Here is a 17,015-nt window from a genome sequence, read left to right as displayed (position 1 = left end):
GCCTGACAAAGCGAGGCGACCCGGAAGCGCGTCGACTGCTGCACAACGCCGCCATGTCGGCCAGCCGCACAGCCGCCTGGAAAGGCTTTTATGAAGAGCAAAGAGCCAAAGGGTTCAGCACTACGCAGGCACTGGTGATACTGGCCCGCAAACTTGCCCGGATCGTATTTGCACTGCTGAAAGGGCAGAGCGAATACCAACCAAAAGCAGGTTGAGGGCTTTCCCTCAACCATAGAATCTCCCACAGTTTGATCTCCATGGACAGGGGATCCGTGTACACACAAGTCTTTGGACCGACCTCAATAACCATAAGAAGAGGCACCCCTCATGCAACCGCAAACCCTCACCGGGCAGGCGTCGTTGGTGACGCCCAGTCGCAAGCGTTTTTTCATCATGGTGCTGTTGTTCATCACCGTGGTGATCAACTATCTGGACCGTAGCAACCTGTCGATTGCCGCCCCGGCATTGACCAGTGACCTGGGTATCGACCCGATCCACGTCGGCCTGATCTTCTCTGCGTTCGGCTGGACCTACGCCGCCATGCAGATCCCCGGCGGCTGGCTGGTGGATCGTGTGCCGCCACGGATTCTGTACAGCGTCGCCTTGCTGCTGTGGTCGGTGGCCACGGTGATGCTCGGCTTCGCCGCCAGCTTCATCGCGCTGTTCGTGTTGCGCATGGCCGTCGGTGCCCTGGAAGCGCCGGCGTACCCGATCAACAGCCGCGTGGTCACCACCTGGTTCCCCGAGCGCGAGCGCGCCACGGCCATCGGTTTCTACACCTCCGGGCAATTCGTCGGCCTGGCCTTCCTGACGCCGGTGCTGGCCTGGCTGCAGCACGAATTCGGCTGGCACATGGTGTTTGTCGCCACCGGCGCAGTGGGCATTGTGTGGGCGGTGATCTGGTACGCGGTGTATCGCGAGCCTCGGGATTTCAAAGGTGCCAATGACGCGGAAATCGACTTGATCCGCGAGGGCGGCGGGCTGGTGGATATCCAGGCCGAACAAGCTAAGGTCAAAGCCAAATTCAGCTGGACTGACCTGGGCATCGTCCTGACCAAACGCAAGCTCTGGGGCATTTACCTCGGGCAGTTCTGCCTCAATTCGACCCTGTGGTTTTTCCTCACCTGGTTCCCGACCTACCTGGTGAAATACCGCGGCATGGACTTCATCAAGTCCGGCCTGTTGGCGTCGCTGCCATTTCTCGCCGCGTTTATCGGTGTGCTGTGTTCCGGGTTCTTCTCGGACTTTTTGATCCGTCGCGGTTCCACGGTAGGTTTCGCCCGCAAGTTGCCGATCATCAGCGGCTTGCTGATTTCCACCTCGATCATCGGCGCCAACTTTGTCGAATCGACGCCGCTGGTGATTGCCTTCCTCGCGCTGGCATTCTTCGGCAATGGCCTGGCTTCGATTACCTGGTCGCTGGTGTCGACCTTGGCTCCAGCGCGCTTGCTCGGGCTGACCGGCGGGGTGTTCAACTTCATCGGCAACCTGTCGGCGATTGCCACGCCTATCGTGATCGGTTTCCTCGCGGCGGGAGATTCTTTCGCCCCGGCGATCACCTACATCTCGGTGCTGGCATTGATTGGCGCACTGTCCTACATCTTGCTGGTGGGCAAGGTCGAGCGTATCAAGTTGTAGTCGTGGCATTCGGGCGACCATAATGCCGCCCGTTCACTCGCTCAACGGTAAAGGCTGGATATGCAGGAAGACGCCCCAAAAATCGCCAAGGACGCCGCGCCGACCGGCACCCAGACCCTGCTTCGCGGGTTGGGTGTGGTTCATGCCGTGGCCAGCGGCGCCCGCGATCTCAAGGAGATCGCCCGGTTGATCGGCACCACGCGCAGCACCACCCATCGCCTGGCCAGTTGCCTGGTGGACGAGCGTTATCTGCGGGTGGTGCCGCAAGTGGGTTATCTGTTGGGGCCGAAACTGATCGAGTTGGGCTTTCAGGCCCGTGAAGAGTTGCCGTTGGTGACCCTGGCCGGGCCGTATCTGGATGAGTTGTCGGCGTTGACCGGCGACACCATTCACCTGGCGATTCGTGAGGGCGACGAAGTGCTGTACCTGCACAAGAATCCGGGGCGCAATGGCCCGGAAATGCGTTCGCGGGTCGGCCATCGCATGCCGTTGGCGCGCACCGGGATCGGCAAGGCGCTGATGCTCGATGATTCGCCGCAAGAGTGGCAGCGCCTGTACGAAGTCAGCCTGCCGGTGGGTGGGAAAAACCAGTTCTGGCCGCAGCACCCGGAGCAATCCTGGGAGCAGTTCGAGCAGCGCATGGTCGAGTACGTGGCCGGCGGTTATGCCTTCGACCTGGAAGACAACGAACCGTCGATCCGCTGCGTAGCCGCGCCGATCCGCGATGCCAGCAAACGTATCGTCGCCGGTATCAGCATCGCCAGTACCGTGCCTTACATGCCGCTGGAAAAAATGGCCGAGCTGATTCCCCTGATCAAAGGGGTCACGGCCCGGCTGTCGGCGGAGCTTGGCCTAAAGGTTTAAACCTTGAGGGTCGCCATGTCGATGACGAAGCGGTACTTCACGTCACCGGCGATCATGCGGGCGTAAGCCTCGTTGATCTGGCGGATGTCGAGCATCTCGATGTCGCAGGTGATGTTGTGCTCGGCGCAGAAATCCAGCACTTCCTGGGTTTCGGCGATGCCGCCAATCAGCGAGCCGGCGAGCACGCGACGCCCCAACACCAGTTTGGCGGCATGTACCGGCGGCTCCACCGGTTCGATCAACCCCACCAGGATATGCACGCCGTCGAAACGCAGCGTATCGAGGTAAGGATTGAGGTCGTGCTGCACCGGAATGGTGTCGAGCAGGAAGTCGAAGTGACCAGCGGCAGCCTGCATCTGCGCGTCATCGGTGGACACGATCACATGGTCGGCGCCTTGGCGGCGAGCCTCTTCGGCCTTGTTTGCCGAACGGGTGAACAGCGTCACTTCGGCGCCCATGGCCTTGGCGAACTTGATGCCCATGTGGCCCAGGCCACCCATGCCGAGAATCCCGACCTTGTCACCGGCCTTCACGCCGTAGTGCTTGAGCGGCGAGTAGGTGGTGATGCCGGCGCACAGGATTGGCGCGGCGCTGGCCAGGGCCAGTTTTTCCGGGATACGCACCACAAAGTGCTCGCTGACCACGATGCTGTCGGAGTAGCCGCCCATGGTGTTGCTGCCGTCGACCCGGTCCGGGGTGGCGTAAGTCAAGGTCGGGCCTTCGAGGCAGTATTGCTCCAGGTTGGCCTGGCAAGCTTCGCAACTGCGGCACGAGTCGACCATGCAACCGACACCGACCAGATCGCCGACTTTGTGTTGGGTGACGTTCGCACCGACGGCGGTAACTTTGCCTACGATTTCGTGGCCGGGCATCAGCGGGTAAACGGCAATGCCCCACTCGTTGCGGGCCTGATGGATGTCGGAATGGCAAACGCCGCAGTAGAGAATCTCGATGGCAACGTCGTCGGCCCGTGGGCTGCGGCGTTCGAATTTCACGGGGGCGAGGGGAGTGGTGGCCGACTGGGCGGCGTATCCGATGGCGGTGTACATGGTGAACCTCGCAAAAGCGCTGACGGGTGAGGTGGCGCATTCTGGGCGCCGAACCCTGTACCGGCCATGGCGATTCCTCCGGGTGTCATGCCTATTCCTCCGGCATGCGGGTGTGAACCGTCGCATTGACCAGCGGATCTGCGATGATGCTTTCGTCCCTTTTTCCGTGATTTTTTTTGTGAAGTGCCCCGATGCTGTTAACCCGTCACCTTGATGCCAATGTCACCCTGGTTTCGCTGATCGAGCCGCTGTCCACTCGCGACGGTTTCGTCCCGACCGCGTTGCCGGGCGTGCAGGTTCTGCGGGCCAGTTGCGATGTGGCCCGTGGGCCGCAGATCTACGAACCGAGCCTGGTGATCATCGCCCAGGGCAGCAAACTGGCGTACCTGGGGCCGCGCACCCTGGAATATGGCGCAGGGCACTACCTGATTCAGGCGCTGCCGGTGCCGTTCGAGTGTGAAACCTTTGCCGCGCCGGACGGACCGATGCTCGGGGTGTCGGTCGCGATCGACCGGGTGACGCTGGGCGAGCTGGTATTGGCGATGGGCCTGGCGCCGGGGCGGCATATTCCGGCGCAAACGCCTGAGTCCATGACTTCGGCTGTGCTCGATGACGCGATGCGCGGTTGTGTCGAGCGACTGTTGCGTTGCCTGCACGATCCGCTGGAATGCCAGATCATGGGGCAAGCGCGTTTGCGCGAGTTGCTGTTCGTCGCATTGCGCGGTCCGCAAGCCGATGTGTTGCGGGCGCTGGTGGAGCAGCAGGGGCAATTCGCCCGGATCGCGGCATCCCTCAGTCATCTGCATGCGCATTTTGCCGAACCGCTGAACGTGGAGACCCTGGCCAGTTGCGCGAACATGAGTGCGTCGACCTTTCACGAGCATTTCAAGCGCAGCACCTTGTTATCGCCGGTGCAGTATCTGAAACGATTGCGTTTGCTCAGGGCGCAGCAGTTGTTGCTGGGCGAGGGGCTAGGCGTGGCGCAGGTGGCGCATCGGGTGGGGTATCAGAGCACGTCGCAGTTCAGTCGCGAGTACAAGCGGTACTTCGAGCGTAATCCCGGAGATGAACGCGCAGCCTGATCCACCAACTGCCCCTGTGGGAGCGGGCTTGCTCGCGAAAGCGGTAGATCAGYCAATACAAGTGGTGAAGGATCAACCGCATTCGCGAGCAAGCCCGCTCCCACAATGGGTTTTGTGGTGTAGCTTGAATCGCAGGCAACAAAAAGGCCCCCGTTTCGGGAGCCCTGATGTTCAGCGGTTCGGCTTACATGTTCGGGTAAGTCGGGCCGCCGGCGCCTTCCGGCGCCACCCAGGTAATGTTCTGTGCAGGGTCCTTGATGTCACAGGTCTTGCAGTGAACGCAGTTCTGGGCGTTGATCTGGAAGCGCTTCTCGCCGTCTTCCTTGGTGATCACTTCATACACGCCCGCCGGGCAGTAACGTTGTGCCGGCTCATCATACAGCGGCAGGTTCTTGCTGATCGGGATGCTCGGATCGGCCAGCTTGAGGTGGCACGGTTGCTCTTCTTCGTGGTTGGTACCGGAGATGAACACCGAGCTGAGTTTGTCGAAGCTGATCTTGCCGTCCGGTTTCGGGTAGTCGATCTTCTTGCAGTCGGCCGCCAGTTTCAGGCAAGCGTAATCCGGCTTGGTGTCGTGCAGGGTGAACGGCAGTTTGCCGCCGAAGATGTTCTGGTCGAGCCAGTTGAAACCGCCACCAACGATGGCGCCGAACTTGTGGATCGCCGGGCCGAAGTTGCGGCTGGCGAACAGTTCTTCGTAGAGCCAGCTCTTTTTGAACGCGTCGACGTAAGTGGTCAGCTCTTCGCTGCTGTCCTTCTCGGCGAACAGCGCGTCAGCCACGGATTCAGCGGCGAGCATGCCGGACTTCATCGCGGTGTGGCTACCTTTGATCTTGGCGAAGTTCAGGGTGCCGAGGTCGCAACCGATCAGCGCGCCGCCCTTGAAGACCATTTTAGGCAGCGAGTTCAGGCCGCCCTTGCAGATGGCGCGGGCGCCGTAGCTGATGCGCTTGCCGCCTTCCAGGTACTGAGCAAGCACCGGGTGATGCTTGAGGCGCTGGAACTCGTCGAACGGCGACAGGTAGGTGTTGCTGTAGGACAGGTCGACGATCAGGCCAACCACTACCTGGTTGTTTTCCAGGTGATAGAGGAACGAGCCACCGGTGTTCTCGGTGCCCATGATGTCCATCGGCCAACCGGCGGTGTGCACCACCAGGCCAGGCTGGTGCTTGGCCGGGTCGACTTCCCAGATTTCTTTCAGGCCGATGCCGTAGTGCTGGGCATCAGCGTCAGTGTCCAGGTTGAAGCGCTTGATCAGCTGCTTGCCGATGTGGCCACGGCAACCTTCGGCGAACAGCGTGTACTTGCCACGCAGTTCCATGCCCGGGGTGTACAGGCCTTCTTTCGGATTGCCTTCGCGGTCGACGCCGAGGTCGCCGGTGATGATCCCGCGAACCACGCCGTTCTCGTCGATCAGCGCTTCCTGAGCGGCGAAACCCGGGTAGATTTCCACGCCCAGGTTCTCGGCCTGCTGGGCCAGCCAGCGGCACAGGTTGCCCAGGGAGATGATGTAGTTACCTTCGTTGTGCATGGTCTTGGGCACAAAGAAGTCTGGAATTTTCTGCGCGCTTTCAGCGTTCTTCAGCACGAAGATGTCGTCGCGGGTGACGGGCGTGTTCAACGGCGCGCCGAGTTCTTTCCAGTCCGGGAACAGTTCGTTCAGGGCCCGTGGTTCGAACACGGCACCGGACAGGATGTGAGCACCGACTTCGGAGCCTTTTTCGACCACGCAGACGCTGATTTCCTTACCAGCTTCAGCGGCCTTCTGCTTCAAGCGGCAGGCGGCGGAAAGACCAGCGGGGCCGGCACCGACGATGACCACGTCGAATTCCATGTATTCGCGTTCCACAGGTTATCTCCTACTCAAGGCTCAACAGTTTTTTTTCTAATTTGGAAGTCGGGTGTCGCATCCATGAATCCCGGCGCAACGCCGGAAGAGGACAATCGATTGACCACCTTTCTCTTTGGGTGGCGCATTATATCTACACCACTCTCAGCGTCCAATACAAACGTTTGTTTGAATTGGCTCAAAGCCAGAGAAATCAAAGTCACGCGCCTTATGAACGGCCATTTTGGCGTATTGACCGGAATAGGCGTTCCGGTCAAGATACGGGCGGTTTTGCGCTCGCCGTAGGCTGACTGTTGGTTTCAAGAGCACCTCTAAAGACAGGGCGATGGCAGTAGAGAGTGATGCGCTGCGCGGGTTTGATGTGCAGTTTACACGCCGCGATGTTGAATGACTCGTCAGTCACTACTGACGAACGGTCATCAGGATCATGAGCGATGGTCACTTGACACCTTTGCCGGCGTTTTTGGAGGTGCCCTTGCGCCCGATGAGCATCAACCGCCAGGTTCGCCTAGGCGACTTTCTTTTCACCGGAGAGTAACGAGGAATCCATGAAGGTTCTTGTAGCTGTCAAACGCGTTGTGGATTACAACGTCAAGGTTCGCGTCAAGGCGGACAATTCCGGCGTCGATCTTGCCAACGTCAAGATGTCGATGAACCCGTTCTGCGAAATCGCCGTGGAAGAAGCCGTACGCCTGAAAGAAAAGGGTGTTGCGACTGAAATCGTCGTCGTCTCCGTAGGCCCGTCCACCGCTCAAGAGCAACTGCGCACCGCGCTGGCTCTGGGGGCCGACCGCGCCATCCTCGTCGAGTCCGCCGAAGACCTGACTTCCCTGGCTGTTGCCAAACTGTTGAAAGCTGTTGTCGACAAGGAACAGCCTCAGCTGGTGATCCTTGGCAAACAGGCCATCGACAGCGACAACAACCAGACTGGCCAGATGCTTGCTGCATTGAGCGGTTACGGTCAGGGCACGTTCGCTTCGAAAGTCGAAATCAGCGGCGACAGCGTAGCTGTAACCCGTGAAGTCGACGGCGGCGCGCAGACAGTTTCCCTGAAACTGCCAGCCATCGTCACCACCGACCTGCGTTTGAACGAGCCGCGCTATGCGTCTCTGCCAAACATCATGAAAGCCAAGAAGAAGCCTCTCGAAGTGCTGACTCCGGACGCTTTGGGCGTTTCCACCGCCTCCACCAACAAGACCGTGAAAGTCGAAGCGCCGGCTGCACGCAGCGCGGGTATCAAGGTCAAGTCGGTGGCTGAACTGGTTGAAAAACTCAAGAACGAAGCGAAGGTAATCTAAATGACTATCTTGGTTATTGCTGAACACGACAACAAAGTGCTGGCCCCGGCCACGTTGAACACCGTTGCTGCCGCTGCCAAAATCGGCGGTGACATCCACGTTCTGGTTGCAGGCCAGGGCGCTGGCGCCGTGGCTGAAGCCGCTGCGAAAGTCGCGGGCGTGGCTAAAGTGCTGGTGGCCGACAACGCCGCCTACGCGCATCAGCTGCCGGAAAACGTTGCTCCGCTGGTCGCCGAGTTGGGCAAGGGCTACAGCCACATCCTGGCTGCCGCTACTTCCAACGGCAAAAACATCCTGCCGCGCGTTGCCGCAGCCCTGGACGTTGACCAGATCTCCGAGATCATCTCGGTAGAAAGCGCCGACACCTTCAAGCGTCCGATCTACGCCGGTAACGCCATCGCTACCGTTCAATCGAACGCTGCGGTCAAGGTGATCACCGTGCGTGCCACTGGTTTTGACCCGGTTGCCGCTGAAGGCGGTTCCGCTGCCGTTGAAGCTGTTGCTGCTGCCCACGACGCTGGCATCTCCAGCTTCGTTGGCGAAGAACTGGCCAAGTCCGATCGTCCGGAACTGACCGCTGCCAAAATCGTCGTTTCCGGCGGCCGCGGCATGCAGAACGGCGACAACTTCAAACACCTGTACGCCCTGGCCGACAAGCTGGGCGCTGCTGTCGGTGCATCGCGCGCTGCGGTCGACGCAGGTTTTGTTCCGAACGACATGCAGGTCGGTCAGACCGGCAAGATCGTTGCTCCACAGCTGTACATCGCCGTCGGTATCTCCGGCGCGATCCAGCACCTGGCCGGCATGAAAGACTCCAAAGTGATCGTGGCGATCAACAAGGACGAAGAAGCGCCGATCTTCCAGGTGGCCGATTACGGCCTGGTGGCGGACCTGTTCGAAGCCATCCCTGAGCTGGAGAAGCTGGTCTAATCCGGCTGCTTCACTTATAAAGAGCCCGACCTTTTGGTCGGGCTTTTTTTTGCTCTTCTGTAGGAGCGAGCCTGCTCGCGAAGGACTCAAATGCGCCGCGTTTTTCCAGAATGAACGCGTCATCGTTAACGCTCATCGCGAGCAAGCTCGCTCCTACAAGGGGGCATAACCGGGTATGAGTGGAGTGTGTGGCCATGGATCTGCGCTGTGTGTGGAGCTTGCTGGGATTGACGCTATTGCCGGCGCTGTCAGTCGCCGCAGGTAAATGCGAACGCCTGGTGGTCACCGGCAGCCCGGACGCGCCGCCGTACCTGTGGCAAGACCCGCAGAACCCCAAGCACCTGATCGGTGCCAGTGCTGATTTGCTGCAGCAAGTGGCGGGGGAGTTGGGGCTCAAGGTCGAACTGCTTTATGCCGGCAAACGCGCCCAGGCCCTGGACGAAGTGCGCAGCGGGCGCATGGACATGCTGGCGGACGCGACGTTGACCGTCAGCGAGCTGGAGACCCTGGATTACATCCATCCACCCGTGCTGGAAAACGACTATCTGGTCTGGACTCGCAAGGATTCGATGCTGATCTACAACGAAGCACAAGACCTGCACGGCCATCCCGGTGCCGTGTCGGAAAAGGCCCGATTGACCCCGCAATTCAGCACGTTTACCGGACAGCAGCTAACCCTCACGCGCACGTCCAACCTGACCCAGGCCTTTCAGAAACTTTTGTTGGGCGAGGTCGAATTTGTACTGGCAGGGCGTTACTCGGGCATGGCGACTGCGCAGACACTGGGCATGGCCGGTGATCTGGTTGCGCGCTCGCAACCGGTCGACAAGCCTGGTCTGTACTTGGCGATTTCCCATGACTCGGCGTGCAACGATCCGTGGTTACGCGGACAGTTGGCCAAAAAGATGACAGAATTGCCCGCGTCCGGACTGACGGAGGCCGTGCTGATGCGCAATATCGAGCGCTGGAAAGCACAACGCTCACAACCACAGCCAAACCCCCCGCAACAACCCGTCAGTACCCCAAAACAGTAAGGATTTTTAGTGAGTATTCGACTTCTTTTCGCTGCCGTGGCCTTTGCCGCCCTGGCGGGTTGTGCAACCGATCCTGCGCCGAATGAACAGATTCGCCTGACCGAACAGGCACTCGAACAGGCCACGGCCGTGGGCGCTACGGCAGACGATGTGCCGGAAATGAAACTGGCCGAAGACAAGTTCAACCGCGCCAAGGGCAACATGACTGATCAATCCTTCAAAAACGCACGCATGCGGGCCGAACAGGCCGAGCTCGATGCGCGCCTGGCTGAAGCCAAGGTGTTGACGGCCAAGAGCGAGGAACAGTTGAACGTGCTCAACACCCGCATCGCTCGCCTGCGCAAGCAACTGGGAGATGCCGAATGAGCCTCAAGACTAAAGCCCTCGGCGGTTTGATCCTGGCAGGCTGCGCGAGCCTCTTTGGCTGCGCCAGCCAGCACAGCGAGACCGCATTGCAGCAGGCCGGCACCGACTTTCAGAAGGTCAAGGAAGACTCCAATGTGCTGCGAATCGCCCCCAAGGACGTGATTCGCGCCGGTGAGTCCCTGGCCCGTGCCGATCGCCTGTCCAGCTATTGGGGCAGTGGTTCGGACGTGGTGCATTACGCCTACCTGAGTCAGCGCTATAGCGCCATTGCCCGGGAACACACCAATCAGGTGCTCAATGAAGAGCAAGCGGCGAAGCTCGAGCTGGAGCGGCAGCGCCTGCAATTGGCACTGCGTGAGTCCAAACTGTTCAGCGTGCAGCAGCAAGGCAAATGGCTCGAAGAGCAGATACTGGCATTGACCACCACCCAGACCGACCGTGGTCTGGTGATGACATTGGGCGACATGCTGTTCGACACCGGTGAGGCGGAGTTGAAATCTTCGGCCAACCGTGTGGTGTTGAAGATCGTGCAGTTCCTGCAACTCAACCCCAAGCGGGTGGTGCGGATAGAGGGTTATACGGACAGTACCGGGGGCAAGCAGGAAAACCTCAAGCTGTCCCGCGACCGCGCACAATCGGTGGCTGACGTGCTGATGGACCTGGGCATCGACGACAAGCGCATCCAGGTCGAGGGTTATGGCGACGAGTTTCCGGTGGACGCTAATGCGTCGGAACGGGGCCGGGCGCAGAATCGTCGGGTGGAAATTGTGTTTTCCGACGAAAAGGGCCAGCTCGGCGCTGCCCGCTAAGGGTTGCGTCGCTGGAAAGCCCGGCCTGCCATGCAGTGCCGGGTTTTTTTTGCCTGCCGATTACCGCACAAAACAGTACAGATTTTGCTGACACTGCACTGTACGGTCGACTATTGTGGCAACTGTCCCCGTACACTTCTAAACTGTTCCGGTATTGTTTTACACAAGAATAAAATGCCCGTGAAATCGAGTGCTGCGTCATGACCAATCTTTTGCTCTATCAACGTATTGCTCAACAACTGGCCGAAGACATCCGCCGTGGGGTCTATCAGCCGGGGGAGCGCGTGCCTTCGGTGCGCAAGATGAGCTCGCAGCTCAATGTCAGCCATGCGACGGTGTTGCAGGCGTATGCCAATCTCGAAGATCAGGGGCTGATCCGCGCCCGACCGCAGTCGGGTTACTACGTGCACCAGACGCCGGCACTCACAGCACCGACGCCGGACATCGCCCGGGTCGAGCGCCCCGGCCTGGTCACCCGCAGCAGCATCATTCAACAAGTCCTGGTCGAATCCCGTCGAGAAGGTGTCTTCCCGCTGGGCGCTGCGGTGCCGAGTGTCGACTATTTGCCGGTGCGGGCACTGCATCAGCAATTGGCCAAGGTCACCCGTTTCCATAGCCCGCGGGCCTTCAGCTACATGTTCAGCCCCGGTTTCGAACCGTTGCGCCGACAGGTGGCGATCCGCATGCGCGATGCCGGCGTGGTGGTCGATCCGTCGGAAGTGGTGATCACCCACGGTTGTGTCGATGCGCTGCAGATGTCCTTGCGTGTACTGACCCGTCCGGGCGATCTGATCGCTGCCGAATCGCCGACCTATTACGGGTTGCTGCAACTGGCCGACCTGCTGGGCCTCAAGGTCATCGAGATCCCTAGCGATCCCGCCACGGGCATGAGCCTGGAAGCCCTGCAACTGGCGGCCAACCAATGGTCGATCAAGGCGTTGGTGCTGACCACCCGACTGAGCAATCCATTGGGCGGTACCATGCCAGAGGAGCGGCAGAAACAATTGCTGCGCCTGGCGTCGGACTTCGATATCCAGATTGTCGAAGACGATATCTACGGTGAGCTGATGTTCGAGCAGGGGCGCACCAAGTCCCTCAAGGCCTACGATCGGCTGGACCGGGTGATCTATTGCTCAAGCTTCTCTAAAACCCTGTCGCCTGGCGTGCGGATCGGCTGGATGATTGCCGGCAAGTATCAGCAGGAGATCCAGCGCTTGCAGACCTTCAGCACGCATTCTGCGTGCAGCGTGACCCAGATGGGCATTGCCGCTTACCTGGAAAATGGTGGGTACGACCGGCATTTGCGCTTCATCCGTCAGGAATACCGGAAAAACCTCAGCGCCTTCCAACTGGCCGTGCAGCAGTATTTTCCGGAAGGCACGCAGATGACCCGGCCTACCGGTGGTTTCATTCTGTGGGTCAGTCTGCCGGGGCGGGTCAACACGCAAGAGTTGCACGTGCGGGCATTGCAGCAGGGCATCAGTATCGCGCCGGGACTGATCTTCAGTAATACCGAACAATTCAATCACTGCATCCGGCTCAACTGCGGCATCCCGTGGAACCGTGAAGCCGAGCGCGCGTTGATGACCCTGGGCATGCTGGCTACCCAACTCTGCCAGGAGATAGCTGGCGGTTTGTAACAGGCTGCTACTGCGCTTGTCTTGTGGGCTGCAACAGGCGAGCATATGCATCTCTGCCGTTTGCACCCACCGTGGGATACATGAAACCGACTTTTTCTGCCGCCTGGCTTTTGCTCTGCCTGATTGCGAGTATTCAGCCGGCATCCGTCATGGCGGCTACCGAGCAGGATCAGACTACCGGCAGTTTCCATGTCACACCGATAGAAACCGCACCTGCGAAAAAAGCCTCGGCGACCAGTAAGCAGGCGACGCCCGTGAAAAAGCGTCCGCCCATTGCCTCCAAATCGAAACCGGCCAGCGAGGTGGTAAAGGCTGAGCTTCCATCTGCCAATCTGGACTTGAGTTTGCCCCGGGACATGGTTCAGGAGCTGAAGCCTGTCGGTACGGTGCCGTTGACCAGGCGTGAACCGTTGTTACCCCAGATGTTCGGTGACAAAAGCGGCAGCAGTCCGTTCCAGCTCAACGGCCGCCTGCTCAGCAATGAAATGCAGCTGCAACTGCGAAATGAAGAGCGCCGTGAGGTCGAAGGCGCGGCACTGGATTTCGAGTTCAAGCAGTAACCCCGTCAGGATCCGCGAGCCGCAGGCCAGACGCTTTGTCGGAGACTGGTCGGTCATGCCCGTTTGCATTGAAAAACCCGCTCGCAGGTAATTTAAAACAAGTGTTTTAGCGGGTACTCTGTGCCCCGTCCATTAACACATTGCTCGTCGCGAGGAGCTTGTCGTCATGAAATGCCGTGAGGGCTGTGGCGCTTGTTGCATTGCCCCTTCCATCAGTTCGCCGATTCCCGGTATGCCCAACGGCAAGGCCGCGGGACAGCGTTGCCTGCAACTTTCCTCCGATAACCTGTGCAGTATTTTCGGCCAGCCAGAACGGCCGGCGGTGTGTTCTGCCTTCGAGGCCGACCCCGAGGTGTGCGGAAGCAGCAGCGAAGAAGCCATCCGGTTGATTGGCTGGTGGGAGCAAATGACGGCGGCGTGATGTGTGGGCTTGCACCTCCGATTACCTCCGAAAAACCTGAAGGTGATCGGAGGTGCAAGCCCAACGAACGGAACTTCAACAATAAGGAATAAGACTATGGGTTCGCTGCATCGTATGGCTGTGCTGTGTGGTTTGACGGTTGCGCTGGTTACCTCGACGGCCCAGGCCGAAGACTGGAAAGTCAAAAAAGACGAAGACGGTATCAAGATCTCCCTGAGTGAAGTGGCCGGCTCCGACTACAAGGCCTACCAGGGCGTCACGCTGATGAAAACCACCATGGCCAAGCTGCGTGCGTTGCAGGAAGACGTGCCCGGAGCCTGCGCCTGGATTCACGAATGCAAAACCCAGAAGCTGCTCAAGCACGAAGGTGACCAGAGCTGGACCTACACTCAGTTCAATACCCCGTGGCCGGTTACTCCGCGTGATTCGGTGTTGCACGTCACCACCGTCGAAGGCGCCGATGGCAGCCTGACCCGCAAGCTCGAAGGCGTACCGAAATACATTCCTGAAGAAAAAGGCTTCGTCCGGGTCGCCAAGGTCGACGGTTTCTGGAAGTTCGTACCCAAGGGCGACCAGATCGAAGTGACCTATCAGGTGCACACCGAACCGGGCGGCAGCGTGCCATCGATGGTGGCCAACAAGTTCGTGGTCGATGCCCCGTTCAATACCTTGAAAGCCCTCAAGGAACGCGCCGAGAAGTAACGGTGTCGTTCTTTCAAGGTGACTTCGTAACGCCCCGACTCGATCGGGGCGTTTGCGTTTTTGACCGGTGTGCAGGCTTTAATTTGTTTCCAGATATGCGTTGCACGAAATTTTCACCAGGTCTCCAAGACAATTCGCCGGCTCTCCCGTAACGCGTTGCGTATTGCTGAATGCAGGATGAAACAGTCGGGATGAGGGTAGTTATCAATGGCATTGCTGCCGTTGATCGTGCAACATTTGCGCACCGCGCAAACCCCGGGGCCTTGTATGGGCCGAAAAGAGGGCAAGGCGCAGCTGTATTTTTGAAACTTCAACTTCCAATGGGTCCTAAAACGACATGGCAATCCCGGACGCCCTGAATCAGCAGCGAGCTTCTAGTCGCCTGCTGCAACCGACCGTCAAATCGCATCTGGCCTACACGCTATTGTGTGCCCTGGTCATGATGGTCATGTTCAGCCTGCTGCGCGTCGCGCTGCTGGTTTACAACCGCTCGATGATCCTCGACACACCGGCCTCGACTTTCCTCGAAGCATTCGCCAACGGTCTGCGTTTCGACCTGCGTCTGGTGGTCTATCTCAGTATTCCGTTGCTGCTGGCCTTGTTCAGCGCACGGGCCATGGCGGCGCGCGGGCTGTTCCGTCTCTGGCTGACGATCGTCTCCAGTATTGCACTGTTCCTGGGCCTGATGGAGATGGACTTCTATCGTGAGTTCCACCAGCGCCTCAACGGCCTGGTCTTCCAGTACGTCAAGGAAGATCCGAAAACCGTGACGAGCATGCTCTGGTACGGTTTCCCGGTGGTCCGTTACCTGCTGGCCTGGGCCGTGGGCACTTGGATCCTGAGCCAGGCATTCAAGGGCGCCGACCGTGCAACCCGCCCTCGTGGCCCGTTCAGTGGCGGCAGCATCGGCACACGCCAGGTTGCGCCGTGGTATGCGCGTATCGCGGTATTCGTGGTGTGCCTGCTGGTTTGCGTGATCGCCGCTCGTGGCACCTTGCGTCAAGGCCCGCCATTGCGTTGGGGTGACGTCTACACCACCAACTCGATTTTCGCCAACCAGTTGGGCCTCAACGGCACCCTGCAGTTGGTTGCCGCAGCGAAAAGCCGGATGTCCGAAGAGCGTGACAACATCTGGAAGGCCACCCTGCCTCAAGAGCAAGCCCAGCAAATCGTGCGTGACATGCTGGTGCTGCCCGACGAAAAACTGGTAGAAGCCGACATGGCCGCTGTACGTCGTGACTACACGCCGCCGGCCGACAAGACCCTGCCGATCAAGAACGTCGTCGTGATCCTGATGGAAAGCATGGCCGGTCACTCGGTGGGAGCTTTGGGTGGCCCGGACAACATCACGCCGTACCTCGACAAACTGTCGAAGGAAGGCCTGTTGTTCGATCGTTTCTTCTCCAACGGCACCCATACCCACCAGGGCATGTTCGCCACCATGGGTTGCTTCCCGAACCTGCCGGGTTTCGAATACCTGATGCAGACCCCGGAAGGCAGCCACAAGCTGTCGGGCCTGCCGCAGTTGCTCAGTGCCCGTCACTATGACGACGTGTATGTCTACAACGGCGATTTCGCCTGGGACAACCAGTCGGGTTTCTTCAGCAACCAGGGCATGACCAACTTCATCGGCCGTAACGACTTCGTCAACCCGGTGTTCTCCGACCCGACGTGGGGTGTGTCCGATCAGGATATGTTCGATCGCAGTCTGCAAGAGCTCAAGGCACGGGAAAACGGCAAACCGTTCTATGCCTTGCTGCAAACCCTGTCCAACCACACGCCATACGCCTTGCCGACGCCATTGCCGGTCGAGCCTGTGACCAATCGCGGCAGCCTGAACGAGCACTTGACCGCCATGCGTTACGCGGACTGGGCGCTGGGCCAGTTCTTTGAAAAGGCCCGCAAGGAGCCGTACTTCAAGGAAACCCTGTTCGTCATCGTCGGTGACCACGGTTTCGGCAACGAACAGCAGATCACTGAAATGGACCTGGGCCGCTTCAACGTGCCGATGTTGATGATCGCGCCGGGCATCCAGGAGAAGTTCGGTCAGCGTGACCACACCGTGGGCACCCAGATCGACATCGTGCCAACCATCATGGGCCGCCTGGGCGGCGAAACTCGCCAGCAATGCTGGGGCCGCGACCTGCTCAACCTGCCTGAAGGCGATAAGGGTTTTGGTGTGATCAAACCTTCCGGTAACGAGCAGACCACGGCCATCCTCAGCGACGACCGGATCCTTGTGTTGCCAAAGGAAAAGGACATGGCGCCAAAGTTGTATCAGTACGAAATGGGCGCTACGCCGCACGCCGAGATCATTGCGGATGCACCGGGTACCGCCGAGTTGAAACTCAAGCTCGAAGCGTTCCTGCAAACAGCGACCAAGAGCCTGCTGGACAATACCGCTGGTGTTGTTGATGGCAAGCCGGACTAAGTATTCAGTCAGATCTTGCTGCCTGACCTCAGGCAACAAAAAATCAGAATCCGATACCTGCACAGGTATCGGATTTTTTTATGGTGCGCCAGGCATGGCGCGTTGTGCGCAAGCGCAACCAGCTTGGCTGTGGTGGCCTCGCTGGTGACTTGGAGGTGAAAGTCCTCTACACACCCGGCAAGGGGAAGTGTTAGCCAGAGGCAAGGGTGTCGTGGGTGACCGCGAATCTGAAGGAAGCCCGAGGCAAAATGCTGGCCTGACGAACAGGAAGCGGATGAGGCGGCGCAGCGGGGTAAGACGGCCATAATCGTCAAAGCCCAATACTTGCACGGAACGCTGTGT

The 17,015-nt window shown here is 59.4% G+C and carries 15 protein-coding genes and 1 pseudogene; 14 read left to right on the top strand and 2 right to left on the bottom strand.

Features of this window, described 5'->3' with window-relative positions:
* From AC1DVE_RS30475 to AC1DVE_RS30465, 3 genes and pseudogenes are all read left to right on the top strand, one after another.
* Window positions 1–215: pseudogene (locus tag AC1DVE_RS30475) on the top strand (IS110 family transposase); the annotation flags it as partial.
* 112 nt (window positions 216–327) lie between these two features.
* Window positions 328–1,638 (top strand): MFS transporter, encoded by a 1,311-nt coding sequence (locus AC1DVE_RS30470; protein WP_223456193.1) that lies wholly within the window; start codon window positions 328–330, stop codon window positions 1,636–1,638.
* A 60-nt stretch (window positions 1,639–1,698) separates the two neighbouring features.
* The gene (locus tag AC1DVE_RS30465; protein ID WP_056727198.1) at window positions 1,699–2,502 is read left to right on the top strand and encodes an IclR family transcriptional regulator; all 804 of its coding nucleotides are present in this window, start codon (window positions 1,699–1,701) and stop codon (window positions 2,500–2,502) included.
* Here AC1DVE_RS30465 and AC1DVE_RS30460 read toward each other — a convergent pair.
* Window positions 2,499–3,551 (bottom strand): NAD(P)-dependent alcohol dehydrogenase, encoded by a 1,053-nt coding sequence (locus AC1DVE_RS30460; RefSeq protein ID WP_223456194.1) that lies wholly within the window; start codon window positions 3,549–3,551, stop codon window positions 2,499–2,501. The genes AC1DVE_RS30465 and AC1DVE_RS30460 overlap by 4 nt on opposite strands.
* A gap of 191 nt (window positions 3,552–3,742) precedes the next feature.
* Between AC1DVE_RS30460 and AC1DVE_RS30455 the strand changes: the two genes are divergently transcribed.
* Entirely contained in the window at window positions 3,743–4,633 is an 891-nt protein-coding gene (locus AC1DVE_RS30455; RefSeq protein WP_223456195.1) for an AraC family transcriptional regulator, read from the top strand.
* Window positions 4,634–4,817: 184 nt separating this feature from the next.
* On the opposite strand, the gene AC1DVE_RS30450 is transcribed toward AC1DVE_RS30455, so the two are convergent.
* Window positions 4,818–6,482, bottom strand: coding sequence for an electron transfer flavoprotein-ubiquinone oxidoreductase (locus tag AC1DVE_RS30450; protein ID WP_223456196.1), 1,665 nt, complete (start codon window positions 6,480–6,482; stop codon window positions 4,818–4,820).
* 548 nt (window positions 6,483–7,030) lie between these two features.
* Here AC1DVE_RS30450 and AC1DVE_RS30445 point away from each other — a divergent pair.
* From AC1DVE_RS30445 to AC1DVE_RS30400, 10 genes are all read left to right on the top strand, one after another.
* Window positions 7,031–7,780 carry an electron transfer flavoprotein subunit beta/FixA family protein gene (locus AC1DVE_RS30445; protein ID WP_007945693.1) on the top strand — a complete coding sequence of 250 codons (750 nt, stop codon included), beginning with the start codon at window positions 7,031–7,033 and terminating at the stop codon, window positions 7,778–7,780.
* Window positions 7,781–8,710 carry an electron transfer flavoprotein subunit alpha/FixB family protein gene (locus AC1DVE_RS30440; protein ID WP_056727194.1) on the top strand — a complete coding sequence of 310 codons (930 nt, stop codon included), beginning with the start codon at window positions 7,781–7,783 and terminating at the stop codon, window positions 8,708–8,710.
* A gap of 194 nt (window positions 8,711–8,904) precedes the next feature.
* Window positions 8,905–9,744: a substrate-binding periplasmic protein gene (locus AC1DVE_RS30435; RefSeq protein ID WP_223456197.1), complete on the top strand. Its 840-nt coding sequence runs from the start codon at window positions 8,905–8,907 to the stop codon at window positions 9,742–9,744.
* 9 nt (window positions 9,745–9,753) lie between these two features.
* The gene (locus AC1DVE_RS30430; RefSeq protein WP_223456198.1) at window positions 9,754–10,110 is read left to right on the top strand and encodes a DUF4398 domain-containing protein; all 357 of its coding nucleotides are present in this window, start codon (window positions 9,754–9,756) and stop codon (window positions 10,108–10,110) included.
* Window positions 10,107–10,919: an OmpA family protein gene (locus AC1DVE_RS30425; protein ID WP_223456199.1), complete on the top strand. Its 813-nt coding sequence runs from the start codon at window positions 10,107–10,109 to the stop codon at window positions 10,917–10,919. Before AC1DVE_RS30430 ends, AC1DVE_RS30425 begins: the two co-directional genes overlap by 4 nt.
* Before the next feature lie 200 nt (window positions 10,920–11,119).
* The gene (locus tag AC1DVE_RS30420; protein ID WP_477784417.1) at window positions 11,120–12,559 is read left to right on the top strand and encodes an aminotransferase-like domain-containing protein; all 1,440 of its coding nucleotides are present in this window, start codon (window positions 11,120–11,122) and stop codon (window positions 12,557–12,559) included.
* 80 nt (window positions 12,560–12,639) lie between these two features.
* Entirely contained in the window at window positions 12,640–13,119 is a 480-nt protein-coding gene (locus AC1DVE_RS30415) for a translation initiation factor 2 (RefSeq protein WP_477784416.1), read from the top strand.
* Between the two features lie 166 nt (window positions 13,120–13,285).
* Window positions 13,286–13,540, top strand: a complete 255-nt coding sequence (locus tag AC1DVE_RS30410) for a YkgJ family cysteine cluster protein (RefSeq protein WP_046037440.1) — start codon at window positions 13,286–13,288, stop codon at window positions 13,538–13,540.
* Between the two features lie 96 nt (window positions 13,541–13,636).
* Complete coding sequence (locus tag AC1DVE_RS30405) at window positions 13,637–14,242, top strand: START domain-containing protein (RefSeq protein WP_223456201.1); 606 nt, start codon at window positions 13,637–13,639, stop codon at window positions 14,240–14,242.
* Window positions 14,243–14,579: 337 nt separating this feature from the next.
* On the top strand, window positions 14,580–16,673 hold the full coding sequence (locus tag AC1DVE_RS30400; RefSeq protein ID WP_223456202.1) for an LTA synthase family protein: 2,094 nt from the start codon (window positions 14,580–14,582) through the stop codon (window positions 16,671–16,673).
* Window positions 16,674–17,015 lie beyond the last annotated feature (342 nt).

The sequence above is a fragment of the Pseudomonas sp. P4_B4 genome, from assembly GCF_056402255.1.
This window is presented reverse-complemented; position numbering and strand designations above follow the sequence as displayed.

Excerpts from the sequence above, each read along its gene's own strand:
- AC1DVE_RS30455 (WP_223456195.1), top strand. The coding sequence starts at position 3,743 with ATGCTGTTAACCCGTCACCTTGATGCCAATGTCACCCTGGTTTCGCTG.
- AC1DVE_RS30415 (WP_477784416.1), top strand. The coding sequence starts at position 12,640 with ATGAAACCGACTTTTTCTGCCGCCTGGCTTTTGCTCTGCCTGATTGCG.
- AC1DVE_RS30470 (WP_223456193.1), top strand. The coding sequence starts at position 328 with ATGCAACCGCAAACCCTCACCGGGCAGGCGTCGTTGGTGACGCCCAGT.
- AC1DVE_RS30400 (WP_223456202.1), top strand. The coding sequence starts at position 14,580 with ATGGCAATCCCGGACGCCCTGAATCAGCAGCGAGCTTCTAGTCGCCTG.
- AC1DVE_RS30420 (WP_477784417.1), top strand. The coding sequence starts at position 11,120 with ATGACCAATCTTTTGCTCTATCAACGTATTGCTCAACAACTGGCCGAA.
- AC1DVE_RS30410 (WP_046037440.1), top strand. The coding sequence starts at position 13,286 with ATGAAATGCCGTGAGGGCTGTGGCGCTTGTTGCATTGCCCCTTCCATC.
- AC1DVE_RS30460 (WP_223456194.1), bottom strand. The coding sequence starts at position 3,551 with ATGTACACCGCCATCGGATACGCCGCCCAGTCGGCCACCACTCCCCTC.
- AC1DVE_RS30465 (WP_056727198.1), top strand. The coding sequence starts at position 1,699 with ATGCAGGAAGACGCCCCAAAAATCGCCAAGGACGCCGCGCCGACCGGC.
- AC1DVE_RS30440 (WP_056727194.1), top strand. The coding sequence starts at position 7,781 with ATGACTATCTTGGTTATTGCTGAACACGACAACAAAGTGCTGGCCCCG.
- AC1DVE_RS30405 (WP_223456201.1), top strand. The coding sequence starts at position 13,637 with ATGGGTTCGCTGCATCGTATGGCTGTGCTGTGTGGTTTGACGGTTGCG.
- AC1DVE_RS30445 (WP_007945693.1), top strand. The coding sequence starts at position 7,031 with ATGAAGGTTCTTGTAGCTGTCAAACGCGTTGTGGATTACAACGTCAAG.
- AC1DVE_RS30435 (WP_223456197.1), top strand. The coding sequence starts at position 8,905 with ATGGATCTGCGCTGTGTGTGGAGCTTGCTGGGATTGACGCTATTGCCG.
- AC1DVE_RS30425 (WP_223456199.1), top strand. The coding sequence starts at position 10,107 with ATGAGCCTCAAGACTAAAGCCCTCGGCGGTTTGATCCTGGCAGGCTGC.